21 protein-coding genes and 2 tRNA genes are annotated in these 21,589 nt (G+C 61.2%); 10 read left to right on the forward strand and 13 right to left on the reverse strand.

Translation table 11 applies throughout. The annotated features are described in order from the left end of the window. The first annotated feature begins 32 nt into the window (after window positions 1-32). The 4 genes from SIB56_RS13700 (at window position 33) to recA (ending at window position 3,920) form a co-directional block, all read left to right on the forward strand. Entirely contained in the window at window positions 33-1,667 is a 1,635-nt protein-coding gene (locus tag SIB56_RS13700) for an AAA family ATPase (protein ID WP_413324434.1), read from the forward strand. A gap of 105 nt (window positions 1,668-1,772) precedes the next feature. Continuing rightward, a tRNA-Gln gene (locus SIB56_RS13705) sits at window positions 1,773-1,844 on the forward strand. Between the two features lie 16 nt (window positions 1,845-1,860). Beyond that, complete coding sequence (locus SIB56_RS13710; protein ID WP_413324435.1) at window positions 1,861-2,625, forward strand: HAD family hydrolase; 765 nt, start codon at window positions 1,861-1,863, stop codon at window positions 2,623-2,625. A 152-nt stretch (window positions 2,626-2,777) separates the two neighbouring features. Continuing rightward, window positions 2,778-3,920, forward strand: coding sequence for a recombinase RecA (recA, locus tag SIB56_RS13715; protein WP_413324436.1), 1,143 nt, complete (start codon window positions 2,778-2,780; stop codon window positions 3,918-3,920). Here recA and SIB56_RS13720 read toward each other — a convergent pair whose 3' ends face one another. The 3 genes from SIB56_RS13720 to SIB56_RS13730 all read right to left on the reverse strand — a co-directional run bounded on the left by SIB56_RS13720 (window position 3,921) and on the right by SIB56_RS13730 (window position 6,063). Beyond that, complete coding sequence (locus SIB56_RS13720) at window positions 3,921-4,265, reverse strand: DUF1815 family protein (protein ID WP_413324437.1); 345 nt, start codon at window positions 4,263-4,265, stop codon at window positions 3,921-3,923. It abuts the gene before it with no gap. Window positions 4,266-4,340: 75 nt separating this feature from the next. Further along, window positions 4,341-4,580, reverse strand: coding sequence for a DUF2839 domain-containing protein (locus SIB56_RS13725; protein ID WP_114993304.1), 240 nt, complete (start codon window positions 4,578-4,580; stop codon window positions 4,341-4,343). A gap of 40 nt (window positions 4,581-4,620) precedes the next feature. After that, window positions 4,621-6,063, reverse strand: a complete 1,443-nt coding sequence (locus tag SIB56_RS13730; protein WP_413324438.1) for a helicase — start codon at window positions 6,061-6,063, stop codon at window positions 4,621-4,623. Window positions 6,064-6,163: 100 nt separating this feature from the next. On the opposite strand from SIB56_RS13730, the gene SIB56_RS13735 reads away from it, so the two are divergent. After that, on the forward strand, window positions 6,164-7,069 hold the full coding sequence (locus SIB56_RS13735; protein ID WP_413327441.1) for a prephenate/arogenate dehydrogenase: 906 nt from the start codon (window positions 6,164-6,166) through the stop codon (window positions 7,067-7,069). Here the strand turns inward: SIB56_RS13735 and crtD are convergent. After that, on the reverse strand, window positions 7,053-8,567 hold the full coding sequence (gene crtD / locus SIB56_RS13740) for a C-3',4' desaturase CrtD (protein WP_413324439.1): 1,515 nt from the start codon (window positions 8,565-8,567) through the stop codon (window positions 7,053-7,055). The two genes, SIB56_RS13735 and crtD, sit on opposite strands and share 17 nt — an antisense overlap. Window positions 8,568-8,602: 35 nt before the next feature. Here crtD and SIB56_RS13745 point away from each other — a divergent pair, with 35 nt between their 5' ends. Beyond that, on the forward strand, window positions 8,603-9,484 hold the full coding sequence (locus tag SIB56_RS13745; protein ID WP_413324440.1) for a fructosamine kinase family protein: 882 nt from the start codon (window positions 8,603-8,605) through the stop codon (window positions 9,482-9,484). A 36-nt stretch (window positions 9,485-9,520) separates the two neighbouring features. Here the strand turns inward: SIB56_RS13745 and SIB56_RS13750 are convergent, their stop codons facing one another. After that, window positions 9,521-9,877, reverse strand: coding sequence for a CAAD domain-containing protein (locus SIB56_RS13750; RefSeq protein ID WP_413324441.1), 357 nt, complete (start codon window positions 9,875-9,877; stop codon window positions 9,521-9,523). A gap of 89 nt (window positions 9,878-9,966) precedes the next feature. Here SIB56_RS13750 and SIB56_RS13755 point away from each other — a divergent pair, with 89 nt between their 5' ends. Together SIB56_RS13755 and SIB56_RS13760 are read left to right on the forward strand one after the other, a co-directional pair. Further along, window positions 9,967-10,515 (forward strand): M67 family metallopeptidase, encoded by a 549-nt coding sequence (locus SIB56_RS13755; RefSeq protein ID WP_413324442.1) that lies wholly within the window; start codon window positions 9,967-9,969, stop codon window positions 10,513-10,515. A 2-nt stretch (window positions 10,516-10,517) separates the two neighbouring features. After that, on the forward strand, window positions 10,518-10,901 hold the full coding sequence (locus SIB56_RS13760) for a rhodanese-like domain-containing protein (RefSeq protein ID WP_413324443.1): 384 nt from the start codon (window positions 10,518-10,520) through the stop codon (window positions 10,899-10,901). Between the two features lie 41 nt (window positions 10,902-10,942). On the opposite strand, the gene SIB56_RS13765 is transcribed toward SIB56_RS13760, so the two are convergent. Continuing rightward, entirely contained in the window at window positions 10,943-12,139 is a 1,197-nt protein-coding gene (locus SIB56_RS13765; RefSeq protein WP_413324444.1) for a cob(I)yrinic acid a,c-diamide adenosyltransferase, read from the reverse strand. Window positions 12,140-12,199: 60 nt separating this feature from the next. Here SIB56_RS13765 and larE point away from each other — a divergent pair, with 60 nt between their 5' ends. Then, window positions 12,200-13,048: an ATP-dependent sacrificial sulfur transferase LarE gene (gene larE, locus SIB56_RS13770; RefSeq protein WP_413324445.1), complete on the forward strand. Its 849-nt coding sequence runs from the start codon at window positions 12,200-12,202 to the stop codon at window positions 13,046-13,048. Window positions 13,049-13,056: 8 nt separating this feature from the next. On the opposite strand, the gene speD is transcribed toward larE, so the two are convergent. Together speD and recF are read right to left on the reverse strand one after the other, a co-directional pair. Further along, window positions 13,057-13,539, reverse strand: a complete 483-nt coding sequence (gene speD, locus SIB56_RS13775; RefSeq protein ID WP_413324446.1) for an adenosylmethionine decarboxylase — start codon at window positions 13,537-13,539, stop codon at window positions 13,057-13,059. 29 nt (window positions 13,540-13,568) lie between these two features. Continuing rightward, a complete protein-coding gene (gene recF, locus SIB56_RS13780; RefSeq protein ID WP_413327443.1) occupies window positions 13,569-14,666 on the reverse strand; it encodes a DNA replication/repair protein RecF in 1,098 nt (365 codons plus the stop codon). An 83-nt stretch (window positions 14,667-14,749) separates the two neighbouring features. Between recF and SIB56_RS13785 the strand changes: the two genes are divergently transcribed. Continuing rightward, window positions 14,750-14,823: transfer RNA gene (locus SIB56_RS13785), tRNA-Arg, on the forward strand. A 23-nt stretch (window positions 14,824-14,846) separates the two neighbouring features. Here the strand turns inward: SIB56_RS13785 and SIB56_RS13790 are convergent. From SIB56_RS13790 to SIB56_RS13810, 5 genes are all read right to left on the reverse strand, one after another. Continuing rightward, window positions 14,847-15,308, reverse strand: a complete 462-nt coding sequence (locus SIB56_RS13790) for an N-acetyltransferase (RefSeq protein WP_413324447.1) — start codon at window positions 15,306-15,308, stop codon at window positions 14,847-14,849. Next, a complete protein-coding gene (ppc, locus tag SIB56_RS13795) occupies window positions 15,309-18,284 on the reverse strand; it encodes a phosphoenolpyruvate carboxylase (RefSeq protein WP_413324448.1) in 2,976 nt (991 codons plus the stop codon). Between the two features lie 32 nt (window positions 18,285-18,316). Then, complete coding sequence (gene gshA / locus SIB56_RS13800; protein ID WP_413324449.1) at window positions 18,317-19,465, reverse strand: glutamate--cysteine ligase; 1,149 nt, start codon at window positions 19,463-19,465, stop codon at window positions 18,317-18,319. Further along, entirely contained in the window at window positions 19,462-20,994 is a 1,533-nt protein-coding gene (locus tag SIB56_RS13805; RefSeq protein ID WP_413324450.1) for an anthranilate synthase component I family protein, read from the reverse strand. Before SIB56_RS13805 ends, gshA begins: the two co-directional genes overlap by 4 nt. A gap of 76 nt (window positions 20,995-21,070) precedes the next feature. Continuing rightward, on the reverse strand, window positions 21,071-21,502 hold the full coding sequence (locus SIB56_RS13810; RefSeq protein ID WP_413324451.1) for a photosystem I reaction center subunit II PsaD: 432 nt from the start codon (window positions 21,500-21,502) through the stop codon (window positions 21,071-21,073). Between the last annotated feature and the right edge of the window lie 87 nt (window positions 21,503-21,589).

Consider the following 21,589-nt stretch of genomic DNA (forward strand, 5'->3'; position numbering starts at 1 on the left):
CTGGGTCCTGATGAACACTGGGAGCCTGGTCCATGAGTACCGAGCGCATCACCGATGACCTCCAGCGCTTGCTAGCGCTGTTGCCCACTCCGGTTCAGGAGGCTCTCGAACCTGCTGCGCGCCGTGAACAGCTGCTTGAGGTGGTGCTGGATCTCGGCCGGATTCCGGAAGCCCGTTATCCAGGTCGTTCTGTTGAACTCGGCCGGCGCTGTCTGGAGCGCCAGGATCTCGCAGACATGGTGAGCAGGATCGGCCAGTTCGGGGCCGACAACAGGGCGGGGATCGAGCGCACTCTCCATCGAATCAGTGCTGTCCGCAATCGGCGTGGTGATGTGGTCGGTCTCACCTGTCGGGTTGGGCGCGCCGTGTTCGGCACCGTCGCCATCGTTCGCGATCTGCTCGACAGCGGTGATTCGCTGCTGCTGATGGGACGTCCCGGTGTGGGCAAGACCACGGCACTCAGAGAGATTGCCCGGGTTCTGGCCGATGATCTTCAGAAGCGGGTCGTGGTGATCGACACCAGCAATGAAATCGCCGGTGATGGTGATATTCCCCATCCCGCCATCGGGCGTGCCCGGCGCATGCAAGTGGCCCGGCCCGAGCTGCAGCATCAGGTGATGATCGAGGCGGTTGAAAACCACATGCCGGAAGTCATCGTGATTGATGAGATCGGCACCGAGCTGGAAGCTCAGGCGGCCCGCACGATCGCTGAGCGAGGCGTGATGCTGGTGGCCACAGCCCATGGCAACGCCCTGGCCAATCTGATCAAGAACCCCACTCTCTGCGATCTCGTGGGCGGGATCGAATCCGTCACTCTGGGCGATGAGGAAGCGCGACGCCGACGGACTCAGAAAACCGTTCTCGAGCGTGCTGCCGAACCGACGTTCCCCCTCGCGGTGGAGATGCACAGCCGTCACCGCTGGGCGGTTCATGACGATGTCGGACGCACCGTGGATCTCCTGTTGCGCGGCCAAAGCCCCAGGCCTCAGCAGCGTGAGCTGATGGCGGATGGTGGAGTGCGGCTTGTGGACCCTGAGCCGTCGATGCCGCAGCCTCCTCAGCGACGCCCCGCCCTGGCTGTTGTGCCAGTGCCAGATCCCGAGCGATCCGGCCCCGGGAGCTCTCGGTCCAGCGACTCACCGACTGCCGTAGCCCCGCCTGAGACCGATCTGCAGGTGTTGTGCTGCGGCCTCAGCCGGCAACGGCTTGAGGAGGCTGTCCGATGCCACAGCTGGCCTGTCAGAGCCATTGATGATCTTGCTTCTGCTGATGTTCTTCTGAGCGTTCGTCAGGGACTGGGTCGTCATCCCGGGCTTCGGCGTCAGGCGCGTGAGGCCGGGGTGCCGATCCTGGTCATCAAGTCGGACTCGCTGGCTCAGGTGGAACGCGCTCTTGAGCGCCTGCTCAGTCGCCGAGCTCCGTCCCACAAGGAACAGGGCATCGAGGTTTCATCAGAGCAGTCGGATCGAGCTGATGCTCTGGCAGCACTTGAGGAATGCAGGCTTGCAGTGGAGCAGATCGTGATGCCGGAGGGGCGTCCGGTTGAACTTCTCCCGCGCAATGAGAACGTTCTGCAGATGCAGGCGGATCTGGTTGCCCGGTACAGCCTCCAGAGCGATGTCTACGGCTCGAGCGACCAGCGTCGCCTCAGGGTTTTCCCGCCCTGATAAGCCGACAGTTGGCCCGGATGGATTGACGAAGGTCGCTTCGCTGTGGGTAACTATTTGAACCCCAGGGCTGATCTCCATAGCGAGTGTCACCGCTGGAGTCGATGGGCCGTCGCCAAGTGGTAAGGCAGCGGGTTTTGGTCCCGCCATTCCTAGGTTCGAATCCTAGCGGCCCAGTTTTTCCGGATCATCGGTGCTTCCCCCCAATCTGCTGGTCTTTGATTTCGACGGCGTGATTGTGGACGGCATGCGGGAATACTGGTGGAGTTCCCGGCGTGCATGCCTGAAGCTGCTTCCCGGTGCCGATCTCCCCGAGTCAGCGCCTGAGCAGTTCGCTCAGCTCAGACCCTGGATTCATCACGGCTGGGAGATGGTTCTGATCGCGGCCATGCTCTCTGAACGTCGTGGTCCTCTCCAGCGGCTGGGCACCGAGGTTTTTGTTCGTGACTACGGTGCTCAGTGCTCTGCAGCACTCGATCGCTTCGGTTGGAATCAAGTGTTGCTGCAGCAGACCCTGGAGGGCGTGCGGGCCGAGGCCGTGCGCAACGATCGTGACGCCTGGCTTGCTCTGCATCAGCCCTACCCAGGGGTTCCTGAACGTCTGATGGCGTTCACGGAAGAAAACCTCTCCTGGGCGGTTCTTACCACCAAGGCACGCGACTTCACCGCCGAGCTGCTCGCCTCGATGGGCCTGAAGCCTCAACGGATCGATGGCCATGAATCGGGTTCAAAGCCTGAAGTGCTGCGCCGCCTGGCCTGTGATTGGCGGCTTGGCGGCTTCGTTGAGGATCGTCGCCCCACTCTGGAAGCGGTGAGGGCAACACCAGGTCTTGAAACCCTGCCCTGCTGGCTGGTCAGCTGGGGATATCTGAGGCCCGCCGATGTGATCGATCTCTCCAAAGGCATCAGCCTGCTCCATCCGGAACAGTTCGCTGCCCCCTTGGCGGACTGGCCCTGATTCGATAACGTACATCTGTACTACGTGAGACGGATGGCCTGGATCGGGGCACTGGATGATCTGTCCAGCCTCTGATCCCACCGAGGCGTCGGTTCACCCGCCGTCCCGATCAGCTGCCTGCGGCGTTCTTCTGCTCTTTAACTGTTTCAGCCATGCCAGCCGATGTGAAAGCCTCCCAGTCCTCCGGTGGAGATGTCCGCCCCGGTGAGCGTGATAAAGCGCTCAACCTCGTGCTCGGTCAGATCGAGCGCAATTTCGGCAAGGGATCGATCATGCGCCTTGGGGACGCATCCAGGATGCGGGTCGAGACGATTTCCACAGGTGCCCTCACCCTTGATCTCGCCCTGGGTGGTGGATATCCCAAGGGGCGTGTTGTCGAGGTCTACGGCCCGGAAAGTTCGGGTAAGACCACGTTGACCCTGCATGCCATCGCCGAGGTTCAGCGCAACGGAGGCGTCGCCGCCTTCGTTGATGCCGAGCATGCTCTCGACCCTGTGTATGCCGCATCGCTGGGTGTGGATGTCGAGAATCTGCTTGTCTCTCAGCCAGACACCGGCGAGATGGCGCTGGAGATCGTGGATCAGCTGGTTCGTTCAGCTGCAGTCGACATCGTGGTGGTTGACTCGGTCGCCGCTCTCACGCCTCGTGCCGAAATCGAGGGCGAGATGGGAGATCTTGCTGTTGGCAGTCAGGCCCGTCTGATGAGCCAGGCGATGCGAAAGATCACCGGCAACATCGGCAAGTCAGGTTGCACGGTGATTTTTCTCAACCAGTTGCGTCTCAAAATCGGCGTCACTTACGGCAACCCGGAAACCACCACCGGTGGCAACGCTCTCAAGTTCTATGCCTCGGTTCGGCTTGATATCCGCCGTATTCAAACGCTCAAGCGCGGCACCGAGGAATACGGCATCCGCGCCAAGGTGAAGGTGGCTAAGAACAAGGTGGCTCCTCCTTTCCGGATCGCGGAATTCGACATTCTCTTCGGTCGTGGCATCAGCACGCTGGGCTGTCTTCTCGACCTGGCGGAGGAAACGGGTGTCGTGACCCGCAAGGGAGCCTGGTACAGCTATGAAGGCGACAACATCGGTCAGGGTCGTGACAACACCATCGGCTGGCTGGAACAGAATCCAGAAGCCAAGGATGCGATTGAGGTGCTGGTGCGTCAGAAGCTGACGGAAGGTTCGGAGGTCACCTCCAATTCGATGCGCCCTCTGGCAGCTGCGGCACGTTCGGCTGCAGCCAAGCCTCTCCCCAAGTCCGCCGACCAGGCTGCTTCGTCGAAGGACGCAGCCTGATCAGCTGTTCTGAAGCTGTGAGGAGCTGCGTTCCCTGCAGCTCATCTGCCGGTTTCCCGTGATGCGCTGAAGTTCTTGGATGGCTTCAGCGCCCTCGAATTTCACCAGTTCTCGTCCATTGCGAGATTCGACCCAGCTGATCCCGAAGTCGGAGACCAGAAAACGAACCATGTGCTGATCGCCGAGTTCAGCCATGAATGAAGCACCTTTTCCGTCTTGGCCGTCATCGCAGACGTAGCAGGTTGCTGTGATTCCCTGTTTGCTGAGATTGGCGGCCAGAGCCTGCAGGCTCATGACCAGATCCTGGACGACCGAACGGTACTGCTCGGAAAGTCGTAGAAACACAGGGAACGCCTCTCAGGATCAAATGATTCTAAAGGTTTTCTTCCGAATTCAGGATCAAGGTGAGCTTTTCCGGTTCTAGGGGCTGTCAGCAAGGGTCCAGAAGCCTGCCGCCGGACCGATAAAGCGCACCACCACCCAGAACAGCACCAGTGCTGCGATCCCAATCCAGGCGCCTCGCGTCGTGATTGACACGAATTGTGCTCCCTGGGCGCGGGTCAGAGGCAACCAGGCGATGAATCGCTCAGCGTCCTTGGGATCCGGCTTGCGCTGGCGAGGCGGAAGTCCCTGACTGGCTCGGCGTCGTGCTTCTCCCATCACAGGCCTCTCTGGCTCTTGCTCAGCCTAGAAGTGTTTGTCAGTCAGGACGAAGTCTCTGCAGTGCTTCCCAGGGTTCGAGCGCCCGCAGCACGTGCTCACCCCAGCTGCGGCCGCGCACTCTCCCATCGAGGATGGCCAGGCGTCCACCGCTCTGTCTCAAGGAGGCGATGGCGGGGATCAGGATCGCCAGTGCCTCCGGCAGAAGAAGCGATCGAAACCAGTCTCGTCCCTGTCGCTTCAATGACTCCACCCTGGCTGCGGTGAGGGGATCTTCCCGACTGGCGATCGGCAGCATGCCCGCGATCAGTTGTTCCGGTTCGGGGAGAAGATGCTGATGACTCAGCCACCAGCCCCAGCTGCAGCAGACCACTCCATTGGTCTCCGGAGCGGTGCTTTCCAGGGTGACCCTGCTGCCGAATTCCGCTGCGAGCTCACTGCAGAGACGCTGACGCATGCGCGGAGGGTTTACGAGTACCGCTGTCAGTCCGGATCTCCCCAGAATCAGCCGTCGGCTCTGTTCCAGCAGGTGGTCGGCGAAAATTTCCGTGTTCGGGAGAGGCTGACGTCTCGGCAGATAGATCGGCAGCGGTTCGCCCCTTGGCGCATCACGCAGGTCGATCTGCAGTTCATCGCCAGCGGTGCCGCGCGCTTCGCCATGACGCCGACAGCCTCCGTCAACGTGGATCAGTGTCCAGGGATGGCTGTAGAAGAGTGGATCCAGCGCGATGACCGGTTCCAGCGGTTGCAGTTGCCAGCACCACTGCAGTGTCAGCGGATCCATTCGGGCCCAGCTGGCCCAAGACGTCTGCTCCATGGACATCAGCTGACACCACGGCGCTGGTGTCGATCCAAGCAGTTGCAGCAGATCACGAACCATGGTCAAAGCGCTCTCTGGCATGACGAGATCGCGGTTCGCTCCGCCGCCAAGAACGACGAGCTGGCGGCTCAGGCGTTCATGCAGATCCAGCAGCCCCTTGCCCGCGGAGGGGAATGCAGCTCGAAGCTGCTCCCAGTGGCAGGCGTCGATCTGCACCGTCATGGCGTGCCGGAGACGGGAGGGCAGCCATTCAGCCTCTGGAATCACCAGATGGTCCTCCGGCCGGAGTTGCCCGGAGTGATGGGCCTCCAGCAGCTGTTCGGGCGTCAGCAGCCAGATCTGGTCTCCAGGTGGAGGCTCATAGCCTGTCCAGCACCCAAGCTTCAATCCGCTTTGCAGCAGACGTGGTCGTTCGATCTGGAGCAACCTCTGCTGCTGGCTTTCATCGAGCACCAGCACGGTGTGACGACTCCGCAGGCTGAGCGGCACCAGCAGGGCCAGCCACCAGCGCTCGCTGCCGCCAGCGGAAAGCTGGATTCTGGTTCGATCCTGTCTGCGCAGGCTTCGCCCCACCAGCCGGCTCAGTGTCAGTTGATGCTCCCAATGGCCTGCTTCCCCCCTGAGCAGGTGTTTGAGCTGCTGATGGGCCTCGACTTCCAGCATCCGGCAAGCCTAAGAACCGCCGTGCCGCGCATCGGTTCAGGCTGAGCCGTTCCGATCCCTTGCCTTGGAGAGCAACATGGACTGCATGCAGACGGCGGTCATGGATCAGGAGCGGATCGCAGCGCTGGAAGGTGTCAGAAGGGTGGGTGTCGTTGGGCTTGGCCTGATCGGTGGCTCGATCGGTCTTGATCTGCGTGCTCTGGGAGTCAGCGTTCAGGGCCTCGTGCATCGAGCCAGCACGGCCGACCGAGCACTGCAACGCGGGCTTGTTGATGCTGTCAGCTGTGAGCCTGCCTGCCTTGAGGGCTGTGACCTTGTCGTGCTGGCCTTGCCTCTGGAAGCCTTGCTGCAGCCGCAGGACGCACTGATCAAGGCGCTCCCGCCTGAGGCTGTGATCACGGATGTCGGGTCGGTCAAGGGAGCCGTTCTCGATGTCTGGCGAGATCTTCACCCACGTTTCGTGGCGTCTCATCCCATGGCGGGAACGGCGGAGTCGGGGGTGGAATCCGGTTGCAGTGGCCTGTTCAGGGGGCGCCCCTGGGTGGGGACTCCGGAACCCGATACCGATTCAGGCGCCGTCGAGCAGGTGCGGGCGCTGGCCTGTTCTCTGGGTTCGCACTGGATCAGCGCCGATCCGCTGATCCATGACCAGGCCGTTGCCCTGATCTCACACCTGCCCGTGATGGTGAGTGCAGCACTGCTGCGAGTGCTCGGGGAGGAGCGAGACCCGCGTGTGCGCGACCTTGCCCGCCAACTGGCGTCCAGTGGCTTCGCGGACACGACACGTGTCGGTGGAGGTAATCCAGCCCTGGGGACTGCGATGGCCAGCCGCAACACCGCTGCATTGCTGAAAGCCCTTGCCGCCTATCGATGGAGCCTGGAGCAGCTTGAGGAGGCGATCATCAATGGCCACTGGGCTCAATTGGAGAGGGAACTGGAGAACACCCGTGCACTGCGTCCCGGTTTCCTGGAGAAGCCCTCGGATTCTTCTAGTCGGCAAGCCTGATGCTCAGCCCCTTTGAGGCCATCAGTTGCCTGCAAGCCATCAATGCGGAGAGGCTGACACCGGCGGTTCCCTCTCCAGGATGAATGGAGTCTCCACACAGCCAGAGACCAGGAATGGGGGTGCGGCTCGCGAGTCCGAAGGGTCCGAAGCGATCGGGGCTCTGACCAAGGCCCCCCACCACTCCATGCGGTCGCCCGGTCCAGTGGGCAAAACCTCTCGGTGTTGCCAGCTCCTGATGCAGCCAGGCGTGATCGGGCAGGTTCAGAGCGGCGTTCACTCCAGCACGAATTGAGTCGCGAAGTTCCTTCTTGCGCTTCTGGTAGGCCTTTTCATCCAAGTCGAGCCATCCCTCCGGTGAGGTGAACACACTGGCGATCACGGTGGCCTGTCCTTCCGGGGCTCGACCATCACCGTCATGGCTTACCGACAGAAAAAGTGAACCGGGGGACTCCTCATCACGCTGCAGATGGCCGGGGCAGTCGTCGGGCAGATAATGACGCTCAACAGCTCCGTAAAAGACAATCGCCCCGCTGGGTGCCTTGAGTGTGTCGAGGTGGTTGCGATAAGCCTCGGGCATCTGTTGAGGGTCGGGTATCAGCCCCGGCAGGCATTGCGGCGGAAGGCTGCAGACGATCTCACTGGCTTTCAGGCGCAGCTTCCCCTGAGCATGGGCATCAACCGTGACCAGCCATTCGGCCAAGTCGTGGTCGCGCTCCAGTTTCACAGCGCGATGACGCAGATGCACACGTCCACCATCCCGTTGCAGCGCCATCACCAGCTGATCGCTGAGGCTCTGCATTGAGCCATGCAGATGCCAGAGTCCAAGTGGCGCCTGGCACATCTGCAGGACTGTCGCCCCGTAGAGGGCGGCGGTGCGGTCGCATGGTTGCTGTGAATAGAGCCGAAGCTGAAGGTCGAGGAAGCGGCGCAGTCGAATGTCTCCACCGCATCCACTGAGATTCAGCAGGTCGGAGACCGTCAGCAGGCTGAAGGGAGCACAGGCCAGATTCCCGGGTTTCAGTGCGGCCAGGGTTCGTCCGAGATCCCAGCCTGTCCGCACAGGCAGAACCGGATCTGCGGCGGCGAACTGCCAGTTCTGCCGGTGAATCCAGCGGCAGAGTTGCCAGAAGCGTTCGCTGCCTGGGAACTGCTGGCTGCGCTCCCGGCGCCAGCGCTCGGGGTCGTGCCAGAGATGCACCGGAGGCGAACCGTCGTTGAGGTCGACCACGCAGCCCGGGTCCAGACGAGCAGCCTCGGGAGGTTTGATCTTCAGGTGACGGAAGAGTCGGGCATGACTGCCGCCCGGTTCGAGTCCAGCCACTTGGGTGGCGCCGACATCAAATGTGTATGGACCCCGGCGGAACGTTCCAGCACAACCTCCCAGCTGGTGATGTGACTCCAGAAGCGTGACGGACAGGCCTTCGTGAGCCAGCAGGGCTGCTGCAGTGAGACCGGCGATGCCGCCACCGATCACGATCACGTCCTGGACTGATTCCATCGCGGCATGCTGACAGCAGAGTTCGATCAGCGTGGATGCGTGATCAGCTGCAACAGGCTCTGGCGACAGACGCTGGTCTGCTTAAGGGGCGTCAGGTGACTGACCTGCTCAGAGCGGGCGGCGGCAGTGTCGGATCCAGCTGGCGGGTGAGTCTGAGCGATGGTCAGGCTCTGTTCGTCAAGGTGGCCCACTCCGCCAATCTGCGGGCAGAACAGTCCGGCCTGCAGGCTTTGAGGGGCTGGGCGGATCTCTCCTTGATCGAAGTGCCTCAGGTGCTTGGTTGCTTGCCACTGTCTGGGCAGTCAGCTTTGGTGATGGCCTGGTGTGAATTCAGCAGCGGCGATCAGTTCTCTCTCGGCAGGGGGTTGGCGCTCCTGCATCGTGCATCGGCCGATGGCGGGCCAGGTTGTTTCGGCTGGGATCAGGATGGTTTCATCGGCCTTGGCCCCCAGCCCCGCGGTTGGCGCGAGAACTGGGGGCAAGCATTCACCGAACTCAGGCTCCGGCCACAGTTCCACCTGGCCCGGACGTGGGGTCTGGATGCGCAGGAATGGGAGCCGCTGCTGCAACCGATCGCCGCATGGCTCAACCGGCACGCGTCTGAGCCCTGTTTGGTGCATGGTGATCTCTGGTCGGGTAACGCTGCAGTGCTGGCTGATGGTCGGGGCCTGTTGATTGATCCCGCCAGCTGGTGGGCTGACCGTGAGGTGGATCTGGCCATGACCTGCCTGTTCGGTGGATTCTCCCGGCGTTTTATGGAGGGATACAGCAGTGAATGGCCTCTGCCTGCCGGAGCAGAAGAGCGAGTTGATGTGCTCAACCTCTACCACCTGGTGAACCACGCCAACCTCTTTGGCGGTGGCTATCAACAGCAAAGCCGCGGGATCCTGGAGACCCTGCGGCTTCGCTTGCTCTGAGGAGCCTTGCTGTGTGGCTGCTGAGCGGCAGCTGTTTCAGCCCAGATATTCCTTGCGAAGCGTCTGGATGCGGGCCACCAGAGCATCGCGCTTGTCGCTGGTGGTGAGATTCTTCCAGCTCCATTGCCCGACCACCACCACGCCGAGCAGTTCCAACAGGCCAGGAACCACCGGCAACAGGTTGATCGTGTCGAGAATGCCCTTGATCAGGATCTGGGCCACGATCACAGCAGCGAAGATGCCGACAACCTTGCCGATCCGCCCGGCCTGGCTCCAGTCGACCTTGTCGAGCGTTTCATTCACCTTGCCCAGAACGTCTTTGTACCGCTCGGCGAAGGCAACGCTGTCGCCAGAGGCGGTTTCCGTCGACTGCGTAGTGGTTTCGTCGCTCATGACGCCTAGGCTGGCTACTAATACTCCGCGACGATATCGGCAAGCTCACTGGAATGCCATGCCGGCTCTGTATCGATCTCGATTGTCTGATGATTCTCAGGACCTCTCTCGGGGCCGCTGCACCGGAGGAAGGTTGCGCGTTGCTGCTTGGTGAGGCAACACCTGAAATCAGCGTGCGTGTCGTCTGGCCCTGCTGCAATGTCTGGCTTCCAGGATTCCCTGGATCTGGTCATGGGCTGGAAGAGCGAGGTGATCAGGATTCGATCAACCTGTCGCGCCGATCACGCTTCGCGCTTGATCCCATGGAGCAGATCGCAGCGCAGCGATGGTCACGCCGAAAGGGTTTGCAGGTTCTTGGCAGTGCGCATTCCCACCCGGGTGGGCAGCCCGTCCCCAGTGAGCTGGACCGACGCTGGGCTATCTCCGAAGGAGTCATGATCATCGATGCCGGTGCAGCCGGTCTCCGGGCCTGGTGGCTGCACGGTGCAAGCGGTCAACAGCCCAGCCCCCTTTCCATGGTTGACAGCAGCGGTCCCCTGACGGCAGACGCTGTCTCGTCGTGTGCTGATCGCCCATTTCTGCCTGTGCAATCGCGCAAGACCGTCCTGATGCCGCCCTCCCGTCACGGATCTGATTGACTGTGAGCAGTTCTGCGGCGGCGACGAGTCCGGCGGGCAAGAGGAGGCATCAGACCGTGAAGAGCATCTCCGTGCAGGAGCTCAGCGCACTGTTGGATGAAGGCAGTGACCTGCTGCTGATTGATGTGCGCAATCCCTCGGAGGCTGATGTGGCTGTGATACCCGGCTCGCAGCTCGTCCCGCTTGCCAGGATCGAGACCGGCGAGGGTGTCGATGAGATTCGCCGCATGGCCTGTCATCGACCGATCTATGTGCACTGCAAGCTGGGAGGACGTTCGGCGAAAGCCGTCGAGCTTCTCGCTCTGCATGACATGGATTCCACCAATGTTGCAGGCGGGATTGATGCCTGGTCTCAGGTCGTGGATTCAAGCGTGCCGCGTTACTGACCTCCCGGAGCTGTCATGTTTGTGCCTTCGTCACTGATGCCTCAGTAATCAACCCCACGCTTGAGGTCGACCCCCTGTTCGGCGTAATGCTTGTGGCACACCATCTCCGAATGGACACTGGCCAGGTCGAAGTAGGCCGGAGGATGTTTGCAGCGGCCTGTGATGATCACTTCGGTTTCGGAAGGTTTGCGCACAAGGGCCTGAACAATCGGTTCGACAGGCAGGAGTTCCAGGTCGACGGTGGGATTGAGTTCGTCAAGAATCACCGTCTTGTAAAGACCGCTGGCGATCGCCGCTCGGGCAATCTCCCAGGCACGCTCAGCCTCCACGTAGTCGATCGGTTCCTGTTGACCACGCCAGACGATCGCATCCCGTCCTGATCGGAGGTGGTCTACGAGGTGGGGATAGCTTTCGCGCAGGGCCGCGATCGCAGCATCTTCGGTGTAACCGTTGCCGCCTTTGAGCCACTGCAGGATCAACACTCGGTGGCTCTTGTCCTGACTGATGCCTCGGCCGATGGCCTGGAGGCCCTTGCCCAGGGCGCTGGTGGATTTTCCTTTGCCCTCTCCTGTGTAGATCTCGATTCCACCGGGTGAAGGGAATGGAAGCAATGAGTCGTCATTGGGGTCCAACCGTCTGTGGGCACGCATTTCAGAGTGCAGATCGGCGATCTGAATCAACGGCTGTGGGGCCGCACGGCCGGTGACGATGATCTCCATACCCTCCGGTCGTGCGGAGAGGGTGTTCACCACATCATTGATATCGAGAAGTCCGAGATCCAGCACCGGATTCAGCTCGTCGAGGACAACGACGGAGTACAGGGCGCTGGCGATGGCACCTCGGGCGATGTCCCAACCTCTCTGGGCCTCCTGTTGATCGAATTTTGTCGCCTCATCGGCATTGAAGTAGTCGGCCCGGCCGGTCCGGACCTGGTCAATGAGGTGAGGGAAGCCCTGCTGCAGAGCTTCGATCGCCGCATCCTCGTCGTAGGCCCTTCCGGGGCCTTTGAGAAATCGCAGCAGCAGGACTCTGGTTCGCCGTTGTTCACAGATCCCGAGACCGATGGTGCGCAGCACAACGCCAAGGGCTGCCTGGCTTTTGCCCTTGCCCTCTCCGTCGTAGACATGCAGCTGGCCAAGACTGCGCTCTCGGCTGTCTGCGGCCGTGACGATGCCGATGCCTGGATTGCTGCGGCGGGGCGCTCCGCTGGAGCTATCGGATGACCGGACTGCGTCCATCGTCGATGTTTGGATGGCGCTTCTTACGATCGGAGCATACCGAGATTCCAGCTTTCAGCAGTGGCCCCTGAGACCTTTCGCCTGCTGGAACCTCTCTCAGTTGACGATCAGCAGCGTCTGGACAGGCTTCGGGATTGGATCCTCAGCTGTGATCGTGTGTTCGTGGCTTACTCCGGTGGAGTGGACAGCACTCTGGTGGCGGCCATCGCGCGGGAGCAGCTTGACGATCGAGCCTGCGCGATCACCGGCGTCTCCCCTTCACTGGCGCCGCATCTGCTGGCGGAAGCCCGCCAGCAGGCCCAATGGCTGGGAATCCGCCATCGTGAAGTAGAAACCAGAGAGCTTGAGGATCCCGCCTACAGCAGCAACCCCAGGGATCGTTGCTACGCCTGCAAGCGGGAACTGCACAGTCATCTTGCGCCCATCGCTCAGGCCGCTGAAGGCGCCAGGGTCCTCGATGGTGTGAATCTCGATGATCTAGGCGATCACCGTCCCGGTCTTGAGGCTGCCAGTGAAGCCGGTGTGGGATCTCCGCTGGCGGATCTGAAGATCGACAAGTCTGCGGTGCGCCGGCTTTCTAGAGCTCTGGGATTCCCCTGGTGGGACAAGCCAGCGCAACCCTGCCTGGCTTCACGGTTTCCCTATGGCGAGGCGATCAGCCATGACCGACTGCGAAAGGTGGGACAGGCTGAGGCCTGGCTGATCGGACGCGGCTTCCCTCGCGTGCGGGTGCGCTCCCAGGGGCTCTCGGCTCGGATCGAAGTTCCCCACGAGCGGTTGGCAGAACTGCTTGCCTCTGAGCTCAGAGAAGATCTGGTTCGCTTCATGCTTGAGCTCGGCTTCACCAGTGTGAGCCTCGACCTCGAGGGGTTGGTAAGCGGAAAGCTCAACCGGGTGGGACCCGGTTGAGTGATCATTCACCCCACCTGCACACTGGGGGTGCGTTCCACATCGGCGACGGCCGCAGGTGTTTCCCGCAGAAAACTGCGGAGGGCGTGCTTCGTTGCACCCAGCTCCTCCTGCAGATGTTCACAGGCTGACTCGGGCATGGTGTGATCACCGCAGGTGAACACATCCACGGCTGCGTAGCCATTTTCGGGCCAGGTATGGATCGAGATGTGCGACTCAGCCAGAAGGGCGAGTCCTGTCACGCCCTGAGGCTCGAATCGGTGGGTGATGAGGTTGAGAAGAGTGGCACCAGCACGTTTCGCTGCTGTTGTGATGGTGGTTCTCAGAAAAGCTTCGTCGTCAAGCTTGCGCTGATCGCAGCCGTAGAGCTCAAGAATGCAGTGTTTGCCAACCATGTCAGTCGCACTGGCCTGGGTGGCGCCGGGTGCTGAAACGGTCAGAGCGTCGTCCCATCCCGGGTTGGGATGAAGCCAGGACAGGGTCTGCTCCATCAGGGCATCGAGGCAAAGGGTTCCAGACCCTAGCTTTTTCTCATCCCGTTTCTCAAGTGATCAGCGTTGAGAATCTGGGAGCGCTGCCGCCATCGCCCTTCGAAGGCGTCCAGATGTGTGGCGCTCACGAGGCATTGATGCGAATCACCCACCGCTTCCAGCAGGGCCAGCTGGCGGCGTGGATCCAGTTCTGCCAGCACATCATCCAGCAGCAGCAAAGGGGGGTGTCCACACAGTTCAGCCACCAGTTCCAGTTCAGCCAGCTTGAGTGCCAGCACCGTCGTGCGCTGCTGACCGGCGGATCCGAATCGCCGTGCCGCAGTGCCGTTGAGCATCAGCTCGATTTCGTCGCGATGGGGCCCCACCCTGCAGCTGCCAAGTCTTTCCTCATCGGGGCGCTGTCGGCGTAGCTGTTCCTCGATTGACAACCGCCACGGTTCCTCGGCCTCCTCCCCCTCGAGCAGGCTTCCCGGCGCGTAGCGCAGCTCCAGCTGTTCATGACCCTGGCTGAGACGTTGCTGCCAGGCCGCGGCGAGCGGGTTCAGGCGTTCCAGAGCGCGGCGGCGGCGGCGATGGATGCGCGTGCAGACCAGTGCCATCTGGGTGTCGAAGCTGTCCAGCAGGACCTGCTGTTCCAGAGATGTGCCTAGACCACCGCGTCTCCAGAACTGGTTGCGCTGTCTCAGCAGGCGGTTGTAGCGACCGATCAGGTCGCCGTAAACCGGTTCCAGCTGCAACACCACCCGATCCAGCCACTGACGTCTCAGAGCGGGCTCGCCCCGCACCAGATGCAGATCCAGAGCGCTGAATCCAACACAGCGCAGCGGACCGATCAGATCCATTTGCCGTTGCAGCACCTTGCCGTTGCGCCGTGCCTGCCGACCGCCCTTGCGCCGCAGTTCCAGCTCCACTAGATCGTCATCCACGCAGGTGGCCTTCAGCAGGGAGCGAGAGGCATTCCAGTGGATCAGGTCAGCATCCTGGCTGCATCGATGGGAGCGAAGGCTGCCCAGCAGTTCGACGGACTCGAGCAGATTTGATTTGCCGACTCCGTTGCTGCCGATCACCAGCAGACGAGGCGCATCAATCTCCAGCCGCAGATGGCAGTGGTTGCGGAACTCCTGCAGTTCGAGCCGGAGAAGCCGAATCGGTCCTGGTGCGGTGTGTGGCTAAGGTAGCCGGGTCGCGGTAGTTCTCTCATCCGCCGCGTGGGCATGTAGCTCAGTTGGATAGAGCATCAGATTCCGGTTCTGAGGGTCGGGGGTTCGAGTCCCTCCATGCTCGTGTTCAAAAAGATTGTCGGGTGATCACCGCAGCCGCAGCCCCATGGCTCTGATACCGCCTGGATCAAGGATGAATCCGCGTGATTTGAGAGCGTCCAGCGCCTGAGCCGGTGCGGCAATGGAAATGCTGCATCCGGGCAGGTCTTTGCGCAGGCAGGCCAGAGATCGGTGCACCAGTACGGAGAGCAGTCTGGATTGATCAGGTCCTGATGCGGCTGCCAGATTCCAGAGGTTGGCATTGAGTGCCTGATCACTGGTGGCTCTCACGAAGCCCACGAGCCGCTTGTTCTCGTTGTCGAGGATGCTCAGGTGCCAGATGCTGCGCTGCAATGCCAGTGGCCATCGATCCACCGGATGGGGCTGATCCCCACAATCCTCCAGCAGTGCGTTGATGCTGGCCCCGTCGGGTACGAATTCCATGCTCATGGTGTAGCGCTCCGGGAGCCTTGGAGCGGCAGCCTGTTGACGAAAGGGAAGCAGTGCCACTCAACCGGTGTTGCGCATGCCGGCAGCGATGCCGTTGATGGTCAGCAGGGCTCCACGAAGAAGCTCGCTGCGGCTGTAGGTCCTTCCGTCGCCATCACTTGGAAACTCGCTTATTGGTGGCTGACGATTCTGATCACGCAGTCGCCTGAGCAAGGCAACCTGCAGAAATCCAAGTGGAACGATTGTGCGGTTGCGCAGATCTACGGACAACTGCAGTGCAGGGTCGGCATCAAGCAACCTCTCCTGCCTGGTGATATCCAACACCAGGCGACGGGTGAGTGTGTATTCATCGGCGATCGTGGTGTAGATCCGTTCAAAGGCTTCGCGATGATCGGCGCTGCCCAGACTGCTGACGTAGTGACGGGCCAGATCCAGGTCCACCTTGGAGAGGGTCATCTCCACCTTGGAGATCAGCATCCGGAAGAAAGGCCAGCGCTGATGAAGCGTGCGCAGCAAAGTCATCTGCTCGGGATCAGCCTGCAGCTCCTGACTCAGAGCTGTCCCCACACCGAACCAGCTGGGCAGGAGGAATCGGCTCTGGGTCCAGCCGAACACCCAGGGAATTGCACGCAGGCTGGCCAGATCCCTGGCACCGGATTTGCGTCGGGCCGGACGACTCGAGATCTGCAGCTTGCTGATCTCCTCAATCGGAGTCACCTGCTCGAAGAAGGCCACAAGGTCGGGGTTGTCGTGAACCAGGGCGCGGTAGTGGCGCCGTGAGCATTTCGCCAGTCGAGCCATCAGGTCGTTCCAGCTCGGCGTCGCATCAAGCTGATTGGTTACCAGGCTGTTCTGCACCACGGCAGTGGTCACCGTTTCAAGGTTGTAGAGAGCCAGCTCGGGAAGGCTGTACTTGGAAGCCAGCACTTCGCCCTGTTCGGTGATCTTGATCCTTCCCTGAAGCGTGCCGCTCGGTTGAGCCAGGATCGCCTGATAGGCCGGGCCGCCGCCTCTGCCGACTGAACCACCGCGACCGTGGAACAGACGCAGCGCCACGCCATGGCGCGCTGCCAGATCCTGCAGAGCAATCTGAGCCTTATGGATTTCCCAGTTGCTGGATAGAAATCCAGAGTCCTTGTTGCTGTCGGAATACCCGAGCATCAGTTCCTGAAGCGGCAGCCCCTGACTGCCCACGCGTGGCAACAGGTTCCTGTAAAGAGATGTCTGAAACAGCTCCTCCATCACTTCGGGGGCGCGCTGCAGGTCCTCAACCGTCTCGAACAGGGGAACCACCAGCAGATCCGCATGTCCGGCGGAGGGGTCAACAAGTCCTGCCTCCTTGGCCAGCAGCAACACTTCCAGCAGGTCGGAAACGCTGTGGCTCATGGAAATCACGTAGGTGCGACAGATCCGACTTCCGAACTCGTCCTGAAGGCGATGCAGCATCCGGAAGACATCCACCGTTTCCGCCGTGGTGGCTGACCAATCAACGGCAGGGGGAATCAGGGGGCGACGCGTCTGCAGCTCCTGCAGCAGCCAGTTCACCCGCTCCTGCTCATTCAGATCGCCATAGGCCTGCTCCGGATTCAGGTATCGACTGAGTTCATCGAGTGCGTCGCTGTGCCGTGTGCTCTCCTGGCGGATATCAAGTCCCGCAAGGGAAAACCCGTAGATGTGAACCTGAGTGAGCAGCGTATCGAGAGGCTCACAGGTGAGATCCGTGCTCACAAGGCTGGTTCGGATCAGCTCAAGATCACTGCGGAATTCGGCGACCGAGCCGTAGTGAAGGGCTTCGCTCGGTTGACTGTCGGGGGCAAAGGGCTGCGGACTATCGGCAGGAGCCCGCCAGCCTGCATCCGCCAGCTGATCGTTTCTCAGCTTGGTGAGGCGCAGCCGCTCGAGCATGAAGCTCATCTTCAGCCGGTAGGGCTCGAGGCGGTAGCGGGTGGCTCGCTCCTCGTAGACCTCTGGAAAGCGGAACCGATCCATCTCCAGTGATTCCAACAGGGAAGCACTCACCTGACTCCATTGCATGGAGATGCTGAGCTGGTCGCGCAGGCTCTGGACTGCACTGATATAGCGATCCAGCATCAGCTGACGCTGATAACAGGCTGTGCGCCAGGTGATGTCGGTGGTGACTGAGGGGTTGCCGTCGCGATCGGATCCGACCCAGGAGCCGAAGGTGCAGAAGGAGGACGGCGGCAGCTGAACATCGGGATAGCTGCCGGCGAGAGCGGTGGTGAGCCGGCGCCGCAGCTGCGGCATCGCGTCGAACAGAACCTGCTGGAAATAGTGGAGGGCGTAGTCCACCTCATCAAGCACCGATGGCTTGAACTGGTGCAGTTCGTCGGTGCGCCACCAGAGACGGATCTCCTCTTCAAGCTGAAGACGGATGCCCGCGGCTTCGAGTGGACTGCTGTCGGATGCCGTCTCGAGTTGTTGCAGAAGACTGGCGACCCGGCGTTGTTTGTGCCTCACCGTGTGACGCACGATCTCCGTGGGATGGGCCGTGAAGACAAGTCGGATGTCGAGTTCCTGCAGGAGTGTCTCCAGCTGCGCAGGAGGCACGTTCAGGCGCCGCAGGCGTTCGAACAGTTCACTGAAGGTTGCTGGTTCGGTCTGTGTCGCGAGTGGCGGAGTGAACGGATCAACCTGCTCTGCCAGCTCCTGTGAACGAACGATGCTCTCGAGATAACTGTCCTCTTCGATGCGCTGCTCGAGGATGTTCACCAGCTGGAAGTAGAGGGAGAAGGCCCTGGCCGCCGCGATGGCTTCCGAGAGATCCATGTCTCGGATCAGCGAGACCACGGAATCCGAGCTCACGGCACTGGGTTCCGGTAACGCAGGATCACTGAGCCGCTTCATGCGCAGCAGCCGCTCAGCCTGTTCGCTTGGACATTCGCTGCGCAGGACGGTTCGCCAAAGATCCTCCACAAGGGCCAGGCGCTGCTGAAGCAGATGGCCGTTTTCGGATGTCTCCTGTGCCGCATCCCTGGGCTGATCGCTCGCAGGAATCATTGCGGGGGAGGAGGACATCGAGAGCGAATCGGGAACTGGCGTCGTCATGATCATCCCAAAGTGCGTTCGGCCGGGGTGCGGACTCCACGCATCTCCTCGTTGCGCATGGCCTCGATGCTCTCGCCGATGACGGATTCGATGCTTTCTCCTGAGTGGATGTCTTCAAGCCAGCGCATGGCCTGATTGCCATCGGTCAACACTGCTCCCAGTGGACCGAGCTTCTGCTTCAGCCCAAGTTCTTCAGCCAGCGGAGTCAAGGAGTCGATCAGGTCTTCCAGCCAGACCCTGCAGGAGCGTTCACGCCCGTCGCGCCAGTTGTGCAGAGTGGCTTCGAGACTGCAGCGGGCCGCTGCGCGGTCATTGCTCATGCTCAGTTCCTCAAGCTGCTGGAGATTGAGTGCGCTGCATCGCAGGGGGTCGTGCTGTTCAGGCTCTCGGAGGACCTGCTGCACGCGCAGCTCCAGAAGAGCAGTCACCGCAATCAGCACCTCTGGGTCAGTGATCAGATCGCAGATTCGCAGCTCGATGCGATTCAACCGGTGCGGGCGGTTCGGTCCGTTCGGTCGAACGGAGGTCCAGAGGTGCCGGACGTTGTGCATGGCCCCGGCCTGAATCTGCTGATCGGTCCAGGTGATGAAGTGCTGGTGGTCGAGGAACAGAGGAACACGCGCCGGTGTGAGCGGGAACTGCAGCCATCGCTGGGAATGGGCTCCTGTTATGCGGCCGTTGAGGAACGGTGAGCTGGCGCTCAGGGCCAGCAACAGTGCGGCTTCGCAGCGCACAAGCCGCAGGGCGGCGAACAGCTCGTCTGAATCCTCGATTCCCAGATTGATATGGATGCTTGCTGTCACCACTGCCGTGCCGTAGGTGGCTTCAATCAGTGAGTGATAGGCGTTGTCAGGATCGGAACGTTCAAACCTGGTGGTGTCGCCGAGGCTGAGGGTGCTTCCCGGAAGCAGGGTGAGACCCTGCTCCATCAGCCAGTGACGCAGCCTGCGGCGAGGTGACAGCAGTGCTTCGGAAATTGCGTCGTAATTTGCCAGCGGATCGGTCACATATTCGAGATTGCGGTGATCCGGTTCCGTCACGAAGCCCTGCAGTTCCCTTTTGGCACGGGCTGCGATGCCGACATTGCGTCCATCGGGTCGACCGGTGAACAGCTCGACTTCAAAACCTTTGAGCAGTCTGTTGCGGGTCATGCCCCGACGTCCTCGAGACAGGCCAGGGCTGTGAGCATTCCTCGCGCCTTGTTGAGAGTTTCCTGAAACTCCGCCTCAGGCTGGGAGTCGGCAACGATTCCTGCTCCGGCCTGCACCTGCAGTGTCCAGCCGCCACCGGCTCTGGGTTTCACCACCATTGTGCGGATGGTGATGGCGGTGTTCAGAGCTCCAGCAAGGTCAACCGAGCCGTAGATCCCTGAGTAGGGCCCGCGGGCGTCGGGCTCGAGGTCGTTGATGAGCTGCATCGCCCTGATCTTGGGGGCTCCGCTCACGGTCCCTGCCGGAAAGGAGGCCATCAACAGATCCCAGATGTCCTTGCCGGGGGCGAGGCGACCCTCCACTTCGCTCACGATGTGCATCACGTGGGAATAACGCTCGATCACCATCAGCTCTCGCACGCAGACCGAACCAGGAGCACATACCCGGCCAAGGTCGTTGCGACCGAGGTCAACGAGCATCACATGCTCGGCTCTCTCCTTGGGATCAGCGAGCAGGTCGGCTTCGTAGTTTCGGTCTTCGACGGAATTCCCCCCCCGAGGTCTTGTTCCGGCAATCGGCCTTAGAACCGTGCGGATCCCTCCCTGGTCAGGCTCCGCCTTCACCATCACCTCGGGGCTGGAGCCGATCAGCTGCCAGTCTCCGAAGTCGAAGAACGCCATGTAAGGGGATGGATTGATCATCCGCAGACTGCGATACAGATCCAGCGGAGGATGTTTGACATCAGCGCTTAGCCGCTGGCTCACCACGAGCTGGAAGGCATCGCCGGCAGCGATATGGTCCCGAGCCTGATCCACCGCCCGGTGGAAATCCTCCCTGGTCCGATTGCTGCTGGTCTCTGGTGTCGCCCCTTTGTTGGGCCTCCAGTTGAGGGGACGCACGGGAGGAAGGGGTGCAGCCATGCGTTCGCGCAGGACGTTGATGCGGGTTATCGCGCTCTCCCAGGCTGCGTCCGGGCTTTCAGCAGCAGTGCGCTGGCCGCTGAGATCGCCATAGGCCACGGCAGTAATCAGTCGCTTCACCTGGTCGAAGATCAGGATGCTGTCCATCAGCATCCACAATCCGTCTGGTGGACCATCGGCAATCGCAGGATGCACTGGAACGCTCGGCTCGATCCAGCGGATCAGCTCATAGCCCCACATCCCATAGAGCTGGCCCAGCGGAGGAAGTCCCGGCAGGGTGGCTGGTTTGTAAGGCTGCAGGCAGCTTTTCAGGCAGTCGAAAGGGTTGCCGCTGAAAGACTCGCGGTGATTGTCTCTCCAGGTTCGCTCCAGTCCATCGCGCCGTGCCGCGAGAGTCCACAGGGGGTCGCAGGCAACAACACTCCATCTCCCAAGGGTTTCACCACCTTCAACAGACTCGAGCAGCACCCCGGGGGGGCGTTGATCCCCGACCTTGAGCCAGGTGGTGAGTGGTGTTTCCAGATCCGCAGGCCAGCTGCTTGCCACTGGAATCAGGGTTGCACCTGATTCAGCGGCTTTCAGAAATGCATTGCGGTCGGGACTGAGCATGAAGAAGTCGTCGAAGCCGACCGCCGCCCATCATGCCGTTCGACAGAACGGTGGGATGGATTACAGAGAGCGGTGGTCAGGTGTCGAAGGTCTCGCGACCGCTGAACTTGATCTTTGCAGGATCGGTGTTCTGGCCGATTCGACGTGGATTGTGCCCCACCATGGGGCGCCCTTCGGTCACTTTCTCGGGGAAAACACCGTCCTTGGGGTGAAGGAATTCAGTATCTCCGCCGGGGTAGATCCGGTAGATCTTGTAGTCGTCGATGCGAGGCTTGAATTTGGTTCGTAACTGAGTGCCCAGTGCGAGACACTGTTCCTTGCGGGCGAAATACATGATGTTCTCGCCGGTGTTCATCACAGCAGCGCCCCCAGTCGGCAGTTCGAACACCTGATCGGTTTTGCTGCTCCAGGTGATGGCGTATTTCTCTTCGGTTTCAGCTGAATTGAGCAGACCACCAGTGCTTCCGATGTACTGAGGAAGCTGTCCTGTCAGTGGGGTTGATGTCATGGCTGTCCTGAGGAAATCTGCATGCCGATCTTCTTGGAAAGTAGCAAATGATTCGGCTCTGGTTTGGTGATCGGGTCTTGACCTTCA

The sequence above is a fragment of the Synechococcus sp. MIT S9503 genome (assembly GCF_047304175.1).
In the GTDB taxonomy this organism is placed as follows: Bacteria; Cyanobacteriota; Cyanobacteriia; order PCC-6307; family Cyanobiaceae; genus Synechococcus_C.